Below are 14,877 nucleotides of genomic sequence, written 5' to 3'. Positions count from 1 at the left end.
AGCCATCATGCAGTGGAGCTGAAATACCAGAGCTGCCATGCAGCCCTGTCGCGATCAGCACGGTCGGTCAGTAATCGTCCAGATCACGCCCGTTCAGCAGCCGACCGATCATGTCCATGGGGAACCCACGGTAAGCCAGAAAGCGGGTTTGCTGAGCACGGCTACGCGGATCCTGCGGGCGTTGACCGGCAAATTTGCGCTGCCAAACATCACGCAGGCGCTCAGCCCAATTCACCTCGCTTTCGCGAAGCGCCTGTTCAATGTCGGAACGCGCCAAACCGCGCTGACCAAGCTCTTCGCGAATACGCGCAGGCCCATAGCCAGACCCAGAACGGTAGCGGATAAAACTTTCAAGGTAGCGGGCTTCACTCAGTAGCCCCTCTTCGGTAAGCCGGTCGAGCTCAGGCTCGATCAGCTCATCCGAAGCGCCGCGCTGACGCAACTTGCGCGTCAGCTCGACGCGACCATGCTCACGTCGCGCAAGCAGGTCCATGGCTGTCCGCCGGATGGCGACGGGAGTGTCGAGTACGGCGGACATGTTCAGCTATCTACCGCGCACTCAATAACCGGCGTCAGCATCGGCCATGTCGTCGGCATCGGCTTCGGCAGCAGCAGCCTTGCCAGCCTCAGCAACGGCACCCGCCTTCAGCAGCTTGTCACGAATCTGCTTCTCGATCTCGGCACCGATAGCCGGGTTCTCAGCCAGGTACTTGGCAGCGTTGGCTTTACCTTGGCCGATCTTGTTGCCCTGATAGGCATACCAGGCACCGGACTTCTCGACCAGGCCCTGAGATACACCGAGGTCAATGATCTCACCGTTACGGTAGATACCCTTGCCGTAGAGAATCTGGAACTCGGCCTGACGGAACGGAGGCGAAACCTTGTTCTTGACGATCTTGACGCGGGTTTCGCTGCCGACCACTTCGTCGCCTTCCTTGACCGCGCCGGTGCGGCGGATATCCAGACGGACCGAGGCGTAGAACTTCAGGGCGTTACCACCGGTGGTGGTTTCCGGGCTACCGAACATCACGCCAATCTTCATACGGATCTGGTTGATGAAGATGACCAGGCAGTTGGCGTTCTTGATGTTACCAGTGATCTTGCGCAGCGCCTGGGACATCAGGCGAGCCTGAAGGCCCACGTGCATGTCACCCATTTCGCCTTCGATCTCGGCCTTTGGTACCAAAGCGGCCACGGAGTCGACGATGATCACGTCAACGGCGTTGGAGCGCACCAGCATGTCGGTGATTTCCAGGGCCTGCTCGCCAGTGTCCGGCTGGGAAACCAGCAGGTCGTCGACGTTGACGCCCAACTTGCCGGCGTATTCAGGATCGAGGGCGTGTTCGGCGTCGACGAAGGCGCAGGTGGCACCGTTCTTCTGGGCTTCGGCGATGACCGACAGGGTCAGCGTGGTTTTACCCGATGATTCCGGGCCGTAGATCTCGACGATACGGCCTTTTGGCAGCCCGCCGATGCCAAGCGCGATGTCCAGGCCCAGGGAGCCGGTGGAGATGGCCGGGATGCCTTGACGCTCCTGGTCACCCATGCGCATGACCGCGCCTTTACCGAATTGACGTTCGATCTGGCCCAGGGCCGCAGCCAAGGCGCGCTTCTTGTTGTCGTCCATTGAAATCCTCACGTGTTCGACTTGGCCCTGACGGCCGGAATACCTGTATAAGTAGCCAGTATTATTCCACAGGCAGACGCTTGAGCAAACCCCTGTCGTCGATTTACTCGGCACCAAGCTGTAACAAGCCGTCTAACGCGGCGATCACCGTCTGTCGGCGCACCGCTTCGCGGTCACCGTCGAACTGGCGGCGCTCACTGAACACTCGGCTACCGTCACCCCAGGCCAGCCACACTGTGCCCACCGGTTTGGCTGGCGAACCGCCGTCCGGGCCGGCCACACCGCTAACCGCCACGGCGAAGCGCGCGCCACTGGCTGCCTGGGCGCCGCGGACCATGGCCTCGACCACTTCCTGGCTGACCGCGCCCACCTCGCCGAACAGCACCTCGGGCACGCCCAGCTGGCGGGTTTTCTGGGCGTTGGAGTAGGTCACGTACCCGGCCTCGAACCAGGCAGAGCTACCGGGCACACGGGTAATGGCTTCGGCGATCCCGCCGCCGGTGCAGGATTCGGCAGTGGTCACCTGAGCATTGAAACGGCGCAGGTGTTCACCCAGGCGGGTGGCAAGCGTGGTGATCGGGTCCATGCAGGGCTCCTTCAAGGCAAGCCTCTACCCTAGCATCTTGTGGGCGGGGTGTTCTCCACTGTGCTTCTCGATGACATGAAAGACTAAATGGTATCAACATGCCTTCAGCGCAACCCGGTGCGCGCCTGACTGACAGGTTCTGCCTGCCAGGCAGCCGTGTTAACCTATGCGGCTTGAAAATCCGGTGGGTCTCGGCGTCGAGCATGCAACACAGAACGCCCCAAAATTGCCCCACAATATTGAGACCTACTTTCTAAGCCATTGATGAATAAAGCAATCTCTGACCTCTCCGCACACACCCCGATGATGCAGCAGTACTGGAAGCTGAAGCACCAGCACCCGGACCAGCTGATGTTCTATCGCATGGGCGACTTCTACGAAATCTTCTACGAAGATGCGAAAAAAGCCGCAAAACTGCTGGATATCACGCTGACTGCGCGCGGCCAATCGGCTGGCCAGTCCATCCCCATGTGCGGTATTCCGTTCCACTCGCTGGAGGGTTACCTGGCCAAGCTGGTCAAGCTCGGCGAGTCGGTGGTCATCTGCGAGCAAATTGGTGACCCGGCGACCAGCAAGGGCCCGGTGGAGCGCCAGGTGGTGCGCATCATCACCCCCGGCACCGTCAGTGACGAAGCCCTGCTCGACGAACGCCGCGACAACCTGATTGCCGCGCTGCTGGGTGACGAGCGCCTGTTCGGCCTGGCGGTGCTGGATATCACCAGTGGCAACTTCAGCGTGCAGGAGATCAAGGGCTGGGAAAACCTGCTGGCCGAACTCGAACGCCTGAACCCGGTCGAGTTGCTGATCCCCGATGACTGGCCACGCGACCTGCCGGCCGAAAAGCGCCCGGGCGCCCGCCGCCGTGCACCGTGGGACTTCGACCGCGACTCTGCGCGCAAGGCCCTGTGCCAGCAGTTCGCAACCAAGGACCTGAAAGGCTTTGGCTGCGACAAGCTGACCCTGGCCATTGGCGCTGCGGGCTGCCTGCTGACCTATGCCAAAGAAACCCAGCGCACCGCCCTGCCGCACCTGCGCAGCTTGCGCCACGAGCGCCTCGACGACACGGTCATCCTCGATGGCGCCAGCCGGCGCAACCTGGAACTGGACGTCAACCTGGCCGGCGGGCGTGACAACACCCTGCAATCGGTAGTGGACCGTTGCCAGACCGCCATGGCCAGCCGCCTGCTGAGCCGCTGGCTGAACCGCCCGCTGCGCGACCTCAAGGTGCTGCAGGCGCGCCAGGACTCGATCCGCTGCATGCTCGACGGCTATCGCTTCGAAAAGCTGCAGCCGCAGTTGAAGGAAATCGGCGACATCGAGCGCATCCTCGCCCGCATCGGCCTGCGCAATGCCCGCCCCCGTGACCTGGCGCGCCTGCGCGATGCGCTGGGCGCGTTGCCCGAGCTGCAAAACGCCATGACCGAGCTGGAGGCGCCGCACCTGGCGCGCCTGGCCGCCATCACCGGCACCTACCCGGAGCTGGCCAGTCTGCTGGAGCGGGCGATCATCGACAACCCGCCAGCGGTGATCCGCGATGGCGGCGTGCTCAAGGCCGGTTACGACAACGAACTGGACGACCTGCTGGCGATCAGCGAGAACGCCGGCCAGTTCCTGATCGACCTGGAAGCCCGGGAAAAAGCCCGTACCGGCCTGGCCAACCTCAAGGTCGGCTACAACCGCGTGCACGGCTACTTCATCGAGTTGCCGACCAAGCAGGCCGAGCAGGCGCCAGGCGACTACATCCGCCGCCAGACCCTCAAAGGCGCCGAGCGCTTCATCACCCCCGAGCTGAAGGCGTTCGAGGACAAGGCATTGTCGGCCAAAAGCCGCGCCCTGGCCCGCGAAAAGATGCTCTACGACGCGCTGCTGGAAACCCTGATCAGCCACCTGGCGCCGCTGCAGGACAGCGCCGCCGCCCTGGCCGAACTGGATGTGCTCAGCAACCTGGCCGAGCGCGCGCTGAACCTCGACCTGAACTGCCCGCGCTTCGTCGACGAGCCTTGCCTGCGCATCGAGCAGGGCCGCCACCCGGTGGTGGAACAGGTACTGACCACGCCGTTCGTGGCCAACGACCTGGGCCTGGACAACAGCACGCGCATGCTGATCATCACCGGCCCTAACATGGGCGGTAAATCGACCTACATGCGCCAGACAGCACTTATCGTGCTTCTGGCCCATATCGGCAGTTTCGTGCCCGCAGCCAGCTGCGAGCTGTCGCTGGTCGACCGCATCTTCACCCGCATCGGCTCCAGCGACGACCTGGCCGGCGGCCGCTCGACCTTCATGGTCGAGATGAGCGAAACCGCCAACATCCTGCACAACGCCACCGACCGCAGCCTGGTGCTGATGGACGAAGTGGGCCGCGGCACCAGCACCTTCGACGGCCTGTCGCTGGCCTGGGCCGCCGCCGAGCGCCTGGCCCAGCTACGTGCCTATACGCTGTTCGCCACCCACTACTTCGAGCTCACCGTGCTACCGGAGAGCGAGCCGCTGGTGGCCAACGTGCACCTGAACGCCACCGAGCACAATGAACGCATCGTGTTCCTGCACCATGTGCTACCCGGCCCTGCCAGCCAAAGCTACGGCCTGGCCGTTGCACAGTTGGCCGGCGTGCCGACGGCAGTGATCCAGCGTGCCCGCGAACACCTTGGCCGGCTGGAAACCACCAGCCTGCCCCATGAGCAGCCTGCGGCCCACAAGGCCAAGGACGCGCCGCAAGTGCCGCACCAGAGCGACTTGTTCGCCAGCCTGCCTCATCCGGCCATCGAGAAGCTGGGTAAGCTGCAACTGGACGACATGACCCCGCGTCAAGCTATCGAAATGCTATATCAACTAAAGAACCTGTTATAACGGCGCCCATTACAAGCTGGTAGAATCCGCCGCGGTTTGCTGGTGCTGCAGGTTATTAGCCTGGCCTGCAGCCACATACCCGTAAACCGCGCGGCCCTGAGAGGAAGGGCCGCCGCCGTCGCCTGAGGAGAGAATTAGAAATGACCTTCGTCGTCACCGACAACTGCATCAAATGCAAATACACCGACTGCGTGGAAGTCTGTCCGGTGGACTGCTTCTACGAAGGCCCGAACTTCCTGGTCATCCACCCGGACGAGTGCATCGATTGCGCACTGTGCGAGCCGGAGTGCCCAGCGCAAGCCATCTTCTCGGAAGACGAAGTGCCTTCGGGCATGGAAAACTTCATCGAGCTGAACGCCGAGCTGGCGGAGATCTGGCCTAACATCACCGAGCGTAAGGACGCCCTCCCGGACGCTGAAGAGTGGGATGGCAAGCCTGGCAAGATTGCCGACCTGGAGCGCTGATAGCGCCCAGACGCGAAAAAGGCCCTTCGGGGCCTTTTTTGTTTTTCTGCGGGCAAAAAAAGGGGCGGTTTGACCCGCCCACATTTTTTTCCGTAGTCCCTGCTTGTCCCAAACATCATCCTGATGAAATCGCTTCGTGCGATGTCCCTGGCCTTCGTCCTGAAGGCCTGTGCATGTCCGTGTGCACAGTTCGAATACTAGCGGGTTCACCCGAGCGAGCAAGGGATGGAGCTTGCAAGGTATTTCCGCGGACACATTTACTCACCGGTGAATAAACCATGCTTTTCAAAGGGTTGTGAAAATTCAGCCTTTGGAAACGACATTGATTTACTGCAGGTTGCATGGAAAGCTTACACAACGAGTAAGCAAAGGCTTACACGCGGTGTTACTGAGGTAGCGCGGTACACATTTGATATGTGTCTTGCCTGGCTGACTCTGGGCGCTACGCGCCGCGGCTATCTCAAAGGGAAACTCGCTTTACGCCACAAACAAAAACGCCCCGAGGACATCGGGGCGTTTTTTGTTGCAGCGCTAGCTACTGGAACAATGACTCGCTGGACAGGCCGTTCTTTTCAAGGATCTCGCGCAAGCGCTTGAGGCCTTCCACCTGGATTTGCCGCACGCGTTCACGGGTAAGGCCGATCTCCAGCCCAACATCCTCGAGGGTGCTGCTTTCATGCCCGCGCAGGCCAAAGCGGCGTACGACCACTTCGCGCTGCTTGTCGGTCAACTCACCCAGCCACTGATCAATGCTCTGCGACAGGTCGTCATCCTGCAGCAGCTCGCACGGATCGGTCGGGCGGTCGTCGGTCAGGGTATCGAGCAGGGTCTTGTCCGAATCCGGGCCAAGCGACACGTCTACCGAAGACACCCGCTCGTTCAGGCCGAGCATGCGCTTGACCTCGGCGACCGGCTTTTCCAGCAAGGTGGCGATTTCTTCCGGCGACGGCTCGTGGTCGAGTTTCTGCGTCAGCTCGCGCGCGGCGCGCAGGTAGACGTTCAGTTCCTTCACCACGTGGATTGGCAGGCGAATGGTACGGGTCTGGTTCATGATCGCCCGTTCGATGGTCTGGCGAATCCACCAGGTCGCATAGGTCGAGAAACGGAAACCGCGCTCCGGGTCGAACTTCTCGACCGCACGGATCAGCCCCAGGTTGCCCTCCTCGATCAGGTCGAGCAGCGACAGGCCACGGTTCACGTAACGACGGGCAATTTTCACAACCAGGCGCAGGTTGCTTTCGATCATGCGCTTGCGGCCGGCCGGGTCGCCTTTTTGCGACAGCCGTGCGAAGTGCACTTCCTCTTCCGGTGAAAGCAGTGGCGAGAAACCAATCTCGTTGAGGTACAACTGGGTGGCATCAAGCGCCCGGCTGTAATCGATGTACTTGTGTTGCTTGAGCGAAGAGCCTGATTTGGCCCTCGTCCGAACCGAAGATACAGCAGGTTCGTCTGACACCACATCCGTTTCCAAAACGATACCCGTCTCCATCAGGAGGACGTCATCGTCGATGTCAAACTCCGGCACTTCTTTACTGAGAGCCATTGTTATAGTCCTTTGCTGAGTTCGAACTCAGACTCGAGCGGCACCTTTATCCCTGGCAGCGCTTGAGCCTGTCCCCTCTACATCGCAGGAACAGGCCGGGTACAACGGTCAACGACGTGGCAGGAACTGGAGCGGATCGACGGGTTTGCCCTGGCGGCGAATCTCGAAATGCAGCTTCACCCGATCAGTGCCCGTGGACCCCATTTCAGCAATCGACTGCCCTGCCTTGACCTGCTGCCCCTCCCGAACCAACAGCCTGCGGTTATGGCCGTAGGCACTGACGTAGGTATCGCTGTGTTTGATGATGATCAGCTCGCCGTAGCCCCTTAAACCACTCCCGGCGTAAACCACCGCACCATCAGACGCAGCAAAAACAGGCTGTCCCAAATCACCGGCGATATCAATGCCTTTATTCAAACTACCGTTTGAAGCGAATTTTCCAATCAGCACACCGTTGGCGGGCCAGGTCCAACCACCTACCGCGCGCTCTGCAGCGGGTACGGTAGCGACTACCGGGGCAGTGGTGGACGGCGCCGACGTGGCCGGTTTGCTGGGGTTGGCAGGCGCCGTGACAGTGCCGCCCACAGGCCGCCGCGTGACCGTGGTGCGGCTTGACGACGATGGGCTGGACACCACCGTGGTGCTACTGCCGGAACCGCTGCTGAAACGAATCGCCTGGCCCGGGCGAATGGTATAGGGCGCGGCGATGCCGTTGCGTGCGGCCAGCTCCTTGTAGTCCCAGCCATAACGGAAGGCGATGGAGAAGAGGGTGTCGCCAGGCTTGACGATGTACTGCCCGGAAGTCACCGCCGGGCGCTTGGGCGCACTGTTGTTGCGGTCGACCACCCGCGCGCTGGTGCTGCTGGTGCTTGAGCAACCCACCAGTAGCGTGCCCATGGCCAATGCAATCACCAGAAGCTTGAAACCTGACCCGTCCTTGCGCTGCCGAATGACTGTGTGACCCACCCGCGCTCCCCTCATGGTGCCGAAAAACGATATGAAGACAAGAAATGCAATATTGTTGCAATTATAACCAAGCCAGCCAGTGTTGGCAGGCCGGTGGGAAAGGCTATTGCAAAGCCCCGCTCCACGCGATGCGCCAGCGCTTCACCCCGCCAGATAGACAGGACGAAACTGCAGGAATTCGCCGACCGCGCAAAAATACCGCGAGACTCATGCCGGCACACCTCAGGCCAGCGGACCATTGAGCAGCGGTACGAAACGCACGGCGCCCAACACGCGGCGAGAGAACCCATGCTCCTCGCGCACGATCAGCATCAGTTGCTGCGTTTCGCCAGCCGGCCCCACGGGAATGACCAGGCGGCCACCGGGTGCCAACTGGTCGAGCAGTGCCTGCGGCACCTCCGGCGCAACGGCGGTGACGATGATGCCGTTGTAAGGCGCCAGCGCCGGCCAGCCTTCGCAACCGTCGCCCCAACGGAACACCACGTTGCGCAGGTTCAATTCCACCAGGCGTTCCTTGGCCCGGTCCTGCAGCACCTTGATGCGCTCCACCGAGAATACCCGCTCGACCAGTTGGGCCAGGATCGCCGTCTGGTAGCCGGAACCGGTGCCGATCTCCAGCACCTTGTCCAGCGGCCCGGCCTCGAGCAGCAGCTCGCTCATGTGGGCAACCATGAACGGTTGCGAGATAGTCTGGTTGTGGCCGATCGGCAGCGCGGTGTCTTCGTAGGCGCGATGCGCCAGGGCTTCGTCGACGAACAGGTGGCGCGGGGTACGGCGGATCACGTCGAGCACCTTGGTGTTCGACACGCCCTCTTCGCACAGGCGCTGGATCAACCGCTCCCGGGTCCGCTGGGAAGTCATGCCGATGCCGCGCCGCAGCATATCGTCCTCGCGCATCAGAGCAGGCCCTCCAGCCAACCGTCGAGCTGCTCGAAGGCATCATTGAAGGTGCGGTCGAGTTGCAGCGGGGTGATCGATACGTAGCCCTGCATCACGGCGTGGAAGTCGGTGCCCGGGCCGCCGTCCTCGGCATCCCCGGCCACGGCGATCCAGTAGCCTTCCTTGCCGCGCGGGTTGACCACTTTGGTCGGCGCCGCAGCACGCGCCCGGTGACCGAGGCGGGTGAGCTGTATGCCGCGGATGTGCTCCAGTGGCAGGTTGGGAATATTGACGTTGAGTACGGTACGGGGCGGCAGGGCCAAGCGCGACTGCGCCTCGACCAGGCGACGGGCGATATGGGCCGCCGTCGGCAGGTTGTCCGGCAGGCGCGACAACAACGAGAAGGCCAGCGAGGTGCCGCCGAGGAAGCGGCCTTCCAGCGCCGCGGCAACCGTGCCGGAATACAACACGTCGTCGCCCAGGTTGGCACCCAGGTTGATCCCCGACACGACCATATCCGGCGTGTGCGGCAACAAGCCATTCAGCCCCAGGTGCACGCAATCAGTCGGCGTCCCGTTGAGGCTGATGAAGCCATTGGCCAGAGTCTGCGGGTGCAGTGGCCGGTCCAGCGTCAGCGAACTGCTGGCGCCGCTCTTGTCTTGCTCCGGGGCGATCACCGCGCACTCGGCGTAATCCGCCAGCGCAGCATGCAGCGCGGCGAGGCCGGGTGCGGTAACACCGTCGTCGTTCGAAATCAGAATACGCATGGGCTGTCCGTCTGCCCTGCCGACACCAGATCCACGACTTCACGCACCACCACGGTGGCGAAGCATCCGGCCGGCAGGACGAATTCCAGTTGCAGGATATCAGGCTCGGGATAATGCCACGTCAGGCCGCCAATAGGGAGCCGCAGAATGCGTCGTTCGTGATCCATGCCCGCCTGGGCCAGCCACTGGCAAAGTGCCGGCTGGCGTGCGCCGACGGCATTTTCCAGCGCGGCGGTGGTAGCGCCGGCAGGTGAAGCGCCCTCGCCCCACATCGGGCCGGTCGGGTGCAGGTCGAGAATCGCCAGGCGCGGGTCGGCACACTCCGCCTCACCTGCCGGGAAGAAGCTACGGCTGTCGGTGAATGCCAGCAGGTCGCCGACCTGAGCCCGATTCCAGCTACCTTCGGCGACACGTGCCGCCAGCAGTTGGTTGAACAGGTAGCTGCGCCCGGCCGACAGCAGCCGCGAGCGTACATTGCGCTGCTCGGGCAATGCCTTGCGCCCGGCCCAGTCGAGGGCATCGTGAACATTGCCGCCGCCGTGGCCGAAGCGCTGGGTGCCGAAATAGTTGGGCACACCTTGCTGCTTGAGCTGTTGCAGACGCGCATCCACGGCTTGGTGATCGGCGCTCAAGGCCGTCAGACGCAAGGTGAAACCGTTGGCAGAGTGCGCGCCCCGTTGCAGCTTGCGCTGGTGGCGCACCTGCTTGAGCACGCGCAGGCTGGCATCCTCGGCACGGGACAGGTCAGGGTCGGCTTTGCCCGGCAGGTGCAGGCTGAACCATTGGCGGGTCAGCGCCTGGCGGTCCTTGAGCCCGGCGTAGCTGATGCTGCGCACCGGCACGCCAGCGGCACGGGCCAGGCGGCGGGCGGCTTCCTCGGTGTTCAGGTCACGCTTCTCGACCCACAACCACAGGTGCTCGCCCTGCCCCGACAGCGGGATATCCAGCACTTCGTCGACCTGGAAATCTTCGGCCACTGCCTTGAGTACCGCAGTGCCCAGCGATTGGCCCGATGCGCGCGGGCCCAGCAGTTCCAGTTCGGTCATGCTGGCAGCAGCAGGGCGACCGAATGCACGGCAATACCCTCCTCGCGGCCACAGAAGCCCAGTTTCTCGGTGGTGGTGGCCTTGACATTGACCTGGTCCAGCTCGACCTGCAGGTCTTCGGCGATCAACTGGCGCATGGTTTCGATGTGCGGGGCCATTTTCGGTGCCTGGGCGACGATGGTGGCGTCGACATTGCCGACTTGCCAGCCCTTGGCCTTGACGATAGCGACCACGTGACGCAGCAGGACGCGGCTGTCGGCACCTTTGAACTGCGGGTCGGTGTCAGGGAAATGCTTGCCGATGTCGCCCAGCGCGGCCGCGCCAAGCAGGGCATCGCTCAGGGCGTGCAGCAGCACGTCACCGTCGGAGTGGGCCAGCAGGCCGAATTTGTGCGGGATACGCACCCCGCCCAAGGTAATGAAATCACCGTCGCAGAAACGGTGCACATCGTAGCCATGGCCAATACGCATAGAAAAACGCCCTGAATGAGTCAGGGCGTGATTCTACCTGCTTTTGAGGCATTGGGGCGTGAGGTGATTGACGCTGTATTGGCGGCGCCAGATCGAGCGCCGCGCGGGCGGCGCTCGGTATCACAAACGCTGAAAATGCTACGGCTTACACCCGCCCCAGCGCCACCGCATGATGGCGCAGGTGGTCTTCGATGAAGCTGGCGATGAAGTAGTAACTGTGGTCATAGCCAGGCTGCAGGCGCAGGGTCAGTTCATGGCCGCCCTTGCGTGCCGCCTGCTCCAGCACTTCGGGCTTGAGCTGCTTCTCGAGGAAGTCATCGCGGTCGCCCTGATCTACCAGCAACGGTGGGCACTCGCCAGCAGGCGTCTCGGCCAGCAGCACGCTGGCATCCCACTCGCGCCAGCGCGCACGGTCGTCGCCCAGGTAGCGACCGAACGCCTTCTCGCCCCACGGGCAATCCATCGGGTTGCTGATGGGTGAGAACGCCGAGACCGAGCGGTAGCGCCCCGGGTTGCGCAAGGCGCACACCAGCGCGCCATGCCCGCCCATGGAGTGGCCGCTGATGCTGCGCTCGGCCGACGCTGGGAAGTGTGCCTCGATCAGCGCCGGCAGTTCTTCCACCACATAGTCGTGCATGCGGTAGTGCTGCGCCCAGGGTTGCTGGGTGGCGTTGAGGTAGAAGCCAGCGCCCAGGCCGAAGTCCCAGGCGCCGTCCGGATCGCCCGGCACCTGCTCGCCACGCGGGCTGGTGTCGGGGGCAACGATGATCAGCCCCAGCTCGGCGGCCAGACGCTGGGCGCCGGCCTTCTGCATGAAGTTCTCGTCGGTGCAGGTGAGGCCGCTGAGCCAGTACAGTACCGGCAGCTTTTCACCCTGCTCGGCCTGCGGCGGCAGGTACACAGCGAACACCATGTCACAACCCAGCACCTTGGAGTGATGCCGGTAACGCTTGTGCCAGCCGCCGAAGCTCTTTTGGCAGGAGATATTATCCAGGCTCATGGCACACCTCAGAAGTGGATCACGCTGCGGATGCTCTTGCCTTCGTGCATCAGGTCGAAGGCCTTGTTGATGTCCTCCAGGCCCATGGTGTGGGTGATGAAGGTGTCCAGCGGAATCTCGCCCTTTTCGGACATTTCCACGTAGCTTGGCAGCTCGCTGCGCCCACGCACGCCGCCGAACGCCGAACCACGCCATACCCGACCGGTCACCAACTGGAACGGGCGGGTGGCGATTTCCTGGCCGGCACCGGCCACGCCGATGATGACCGACTCACCCCAGCCTTTGTGGCAGCATTCCAGGGCGGCGCGCATCAGTTGTACGTTGCCGATGCACTCGAAGGAGAAGTCCACGCCACCGTCGGTGAGGTCGACGATCACTTCCTGGATCGGGCGGTCGTACTCTTTCGGGTTGATGCAGTCGGTGGCGCCCAGCTGGCGGGCGATCTCGAACTTGGCCGGGTTGATGTCGATGGCGATGATCCGCGACGCCTTGGCCTTCACTGCACCGATCACGGCCGACAGGCCGATGCCGCCGAGGCCGAAGATGGCCACGGTGTCACCCGGCTTGACCTTGGCGGTGTTGAGCACTGCACCGATACCGGTGGTGACGCCGCAGCCCAGTAGGCAGACCTTCTCCAGGGGGGCTTCCTTCTGGATCTTGGCCACGGAAATTTCCGGCAGCACGGTGTACTCGGAGAACGTCGAGGTGCCCATGTAGTGGAACAGCTGCTGGCCCTTGTACGAGAAGCGCGTGGTGCCGTCCGGCATCAGGCCCTTGCCCTGGGTGGCGCGAATGGCCTGGCACAGGTTGGTCTTGCCCGAGAGGCAGAACTTGCACTTGCCGCATTCCGGCGTGTACAGCGGGATCACGTGATCCCCCACGGCCACCGACGTCACTCCCTCGCCTACCGCTTCGACGATAGCCCCACCTTCGTGGCCGAGGATCGATGGGAAGATGCCTTCCGGGTCGGCGCCGGACAAGGTGTAGGCGTCAGTGTGGCAGACACCGCTGGCGACCACGCGCAGCAGCACCTCGCCGGCCTTGGGCATGGCCACGTCGACTTCGACGATTTCCAGGGGTTTCTTGGCTTCGAAGGCTACGGCAGCACGGGACTTGATCATCAAAGGTCTCCAGACAGAGGGTCGATTCAGTCTTGCAGTGTAATTCAGCGCCTTTTAATGAATAATCAGGCCAAAGACAAAACATTATTGCCATACAGGGATAATCCATGAGCAGCCGCTGGGAAGGGATCGACGAATTCGTCGCCGTGGCCGAGTCGGGCCAGTTCACCGCCGCCGCCGAGCGCCTGGGGGTGTCCTCGTCGCACATCAGTCGGCAGATCGCCCGGCTGGAGGAGCGCTTGCAGACCCGTCTGCTGTATCGCAGTACCCGCCGGGTGACGCTGAGTGAAGCCGGGCAGACCTTCTTGCAGCATTGCCAGCGCCTGCAGGATGGCCGCGAGGAAGCCCTGCGTGCCATGGGCGATCTGGCCAGCGAGCCGAAGGGCTTGCTGCGCATGACCTGCGCTGTGGCCTATGGCGAACGTTTCATCGTGCCGTTGGTGACGCGGTTCATGGCGTTGTATCCGCAGTTACGGGTGGACGTGGAATTGAGTAACCACACCCTCGACCTGCTGCATGAAGGCATGGACCTGGCGATCCGCCTGGGCCGGCTGGCCGATTCTCGCCTGGTAGCCACCCGCCTGGCGCCACGGCGCATGTATCTGTGCGCCTCGCCGGCCTATCTGGAGCGATATGGCCGGCCGCATAGCCTGTCGGAGCTGGCGCGTCACAATTGCCTGGTGGGCAGTTCGGACTTATGGGCGCTGCAGCAGGACGGCCGCGAAATCAGCCAGCGGATACAGGGCAACTGGCGCTGCAACAGTGGCCAGGCAGTGCTGGATGCGGCGCTGCAAGGGATAGGGTTGTGCCAGTTGCCGGATTACTACGTATTGGAACACCTGAACAGTGGCGCGCTGGTGTCTTTACTCGAAGCGCACCAGCCGCCGAATACGGCGGTATGGGCGTTGTACCCGCAGCAGCGACACCTGTCGCCGAAGGTACGGCGGTTGGTGGATTACCTGAAGGAAGGGTTGGCGGGGCTGCCGGAATATCGTTTCGGGTGAAGGGATGTGCTGCCTGTACTGGCCCATTCGCGGGTAAACCCGCTCCCACAGTCACTCAACAGATTTCAGACCCGGTGAAGATCCTGGACTGCCCCCAAGAAGTTGGACACCAATCCAACCCTTGGGGGATCTATGGGTAAGTACACCGAGCAATTCAAGCTCACAGCGATCACAGCCTACCTGGATGGCAGCAACGGTTTCCGAAAGGTGGCTCAACACTTAGGTATCGATTTCAGCCTGCTTCGACGCTGGGTGGCCAGATATCAGGCCAATAATGGCATTGGTCCAGGCTCGCATGGGCGGCGCTATACCAGTGATTTCAAACAGCAGGTGCTTAGCTATATGCACGAGCATCGGCTTTCGCTGCGCCAGACCGCTGCCCACTTTGGTCTTGGGCAGTCCTCTCAGATAGGCATTTGGCAGCGGCAGTACTACAGTGGCAGTCCTGCACCCTCTATTGCCATCAAGCCAAGAAAGCCAATCGACGTGTCGAAGAAGATCAAGCCTGCCAAACCCACCGATACCAATGATGATCAGAAGTCTCGAGATCAGCT

The 14,877-nt window shown here is 62.5% G+C and carries 15 protein-coding genes; 4 read left to right on the top strand and 11 right to left on the bottom strand.

Annotated elements, in window-relative coordinates; translation table 11 throughout:
- Nucleotides 1–67: 67 nt before the first annotated feature.
- From recX to E8E68_RS25620, 3 genes are all read right to left on the bottom strand, one after another.
- Nucleotides 68–538, bottom strand: coding sequence for a recombination regulator RecX (gene recX / locus E8E68_RS25630; protein ID WP_110746075.1), 471 nt, complete (start codon nt 536–538; stop codon nt 68–70).
- Nucleotides 539–559: 21 nt separating this feature from the next.
- Nucleotides 560–1,627, bottom strand: a complete 1,068-nt coding sequence (gene recA, locus E8E68_RS25625) for a recombinase RecA (RefSeq protein WP_110746074.1) — start codon at nt 1,625–1,627, stop codon at nt 560–562.
- A 103-nt stretch (nt 1,628–1,730) separates the two neighbouring features.
- The gene (locus tag E8E68_RS25620; protein ID WP_266034692.1) at nt 1,731–2,213 is read right to left on the bottom strand and encodes a CinA family protein; all 483 of its coding nucleotides are present in this window, start codon (nt 2,211–2,213) and stop codon (nt 1,731–1,733) included.
- A 276-nt stretch (nt 2,214–2,489) separates the two neighbouring features.
- On the opposite strand from E8E68_RS25620, the gene mutS reads away from it, so the two are divergent.
- Complete coding sequence (gene mutS / locus E8E68_RS25615) at nt 2,490–5,063, top strand: DNA mismatch repair protein MutS (RefSeq protein ID WP_110746121.1); 2,574 nt, start codon at nt 2,490–2,492, stop codon at nt 5,061–5,063.
- Nucleotides 5,064–5,203: 140 nt separating this feature from the next.
- Nucleotides 5,204–5,527, top strand: a complete 324-nt coding sequence (fdxA, locus tag E8E68_RS25610; protein ID WP_003252355.1) for a ferredoxin FdxA — start codon at nt 5,204–5,206, stop codon at nt 5,525–5,527.
- A gap of 535 nt (nt 5,528–6,062) precedes the next feature.
- Here the strand turns inward: fdxA and rpoS are convergent.
- The 8 genes from rpoS to E8E68_RS25570 form a co-directional block, all read right to left on the bottom strand.
- Nucleotides 6,063–7,070 carry an RNA polymerase sigma factor RpoS gene (gene rpoS, locus E8E68_RS25605; protein ID WP_003252351.1) on the bottom strand — a complete coding sequence of 336 codons (1,008 nt, stop codon included), beginning with the start codon at nt 7,068–7,070 and terminating at the stop codon, nt 6,063–6,065.
- A 108-nt stretch (nt 7,071–7,178) separates the two neighbouring features.
- On the bottom strand, nt 7,179–8,036 hold the full coding sequence (locus tag E8E68_RS25600; protein ID WP_110746071.1) for a peptidoglycan DD-metalloendopeptidase family protein: 858 nt from the start codon (nt 8,034–8,036) through the stop codon (nt 7,179–7,181).
- A gap of 222 nt (nt 8,037–8,258) precedes the next feature.
- Complete coding sequence (locus E8E68_RS25595; RefSeq protein WP_162241111.1) at nt 8,259–8,897, bottom strand: protein-L-isoaspartate(D-aspartate) O-methyltransferase; 639 nt, start codon at nt 8,895–8,897, stop codon at nt 8,259–8,261.
- Nucleotides 8,898–8,932: 35 nt separating this feature from the next.
- A complete protein-coding gene (gene surE / locus E8E68_RS25590) occupies nt 8,933–9,682 on the bottom strand; it encodes a 5'/3'-nucleotidase SurE (RefSeq protein ID WP_110746070.1) in 750 nt (249 codons plus the stop codon).
- Nucleotides 9,670–10,728: a tRNA pseudouridine(13) synthase TruD gene (truD, locus tag E8E68_RS25585; RefSeq protein WP_266034688.1), complete on the bottom strand. Its 1,059-nt coding sequence runs from the start codon at nt 10,726–10,728 to the stop codon at nt 9,670–9,672. Before truD ends, surE begins: the two co-directional genes overlap by 13 nt.
- Complete coding sequence (gene ispF, locus E8E68_RS25580) at nt 10,725–11,198, bottom strand: 2-C-methyl-D-erythritol 2,4-cyclodiphosphate synthase (protein WP_110746068.1); 474 nt, start codon at nt 11,196–11,198, stop codon at nt 10,725–10,727. The genes truD and ispF overlap by 4 nt, the downstream gene beginning before the upstream one ends.
- Before the next feature lie 145 nt (nt 11,199–11,343).
- Nucleotides 11,344–12,198 carry an S-formylglutathione hydrolase gene (fghA, locus tag E8E68_RS25575; RefSeq protein ID WP_280346025.1) on the bottom strand — a complete coding sequence of 285 codons (855 nt, stop codon included), beginning with the start codon at nt 12,196–12,198 and terminating at the stop codon, nt 11,344–11,346.
- 8 nt (nt 12,199–12,206) lie between these two features.
- Nucleotides 12,207–13,319 (bottom strand): S-(hydroxymethyl)glutathione dehydrogenase/class III alcohol dehydrogenase, encoded by a 1,113-nt coding sequence (locus E8E68_RS25570; protein ID WP_110746066.1) that lies wholly within the window; start codon nt 13,317–13,319, stop codon nt 12,207–12,209.
- 107 nt (nt 13,320–13,426) lie between these two features.
- On the opposite strand from E8E68_RS25570, the gene E8E68_RS25565 reads away from it, so the two are divergent.
- Both E8E68_RS25565 and E8E68_RS25560 read left to right on the top strand, forming a co-directional pair.
- Nucleotides 13,427–14,323 carry a LysR substrate-binding domain-containing protein gene (locus E8E68_RS25565; RefSeq protein WP_280346021.1) on the top strand — a complete coding sequence of 299 codons (897 nt, stop codon included), beginning with the start codon at nt 13,427–13,429 and terminating at the stop codon, nt 14,321–14,323.
- Between the two features lie 132 nt (nt 14,324–14,455).
- The coding region (locus E8E68_RS25560; RefSeq protein ID WP_280339046.1) for a transposase at nt 14,456–14,877 on the top strand (422 nt) is incomplete at its 3' end.

Source organism: Pseudomonas sp. BN607 (assembly GCF_029871175.1).
GTDB lineage: Bacteria > Pseudomonadota > Gammaproteobacteria > Pseudomonadales > Pseudomonadaceae > Aquipseudomonas.
The sequence above is the reverse complement of the archived record's forward strand: the minus strand, read 5'-3'. Positions and strand labels throughout refer to the sequence as shown.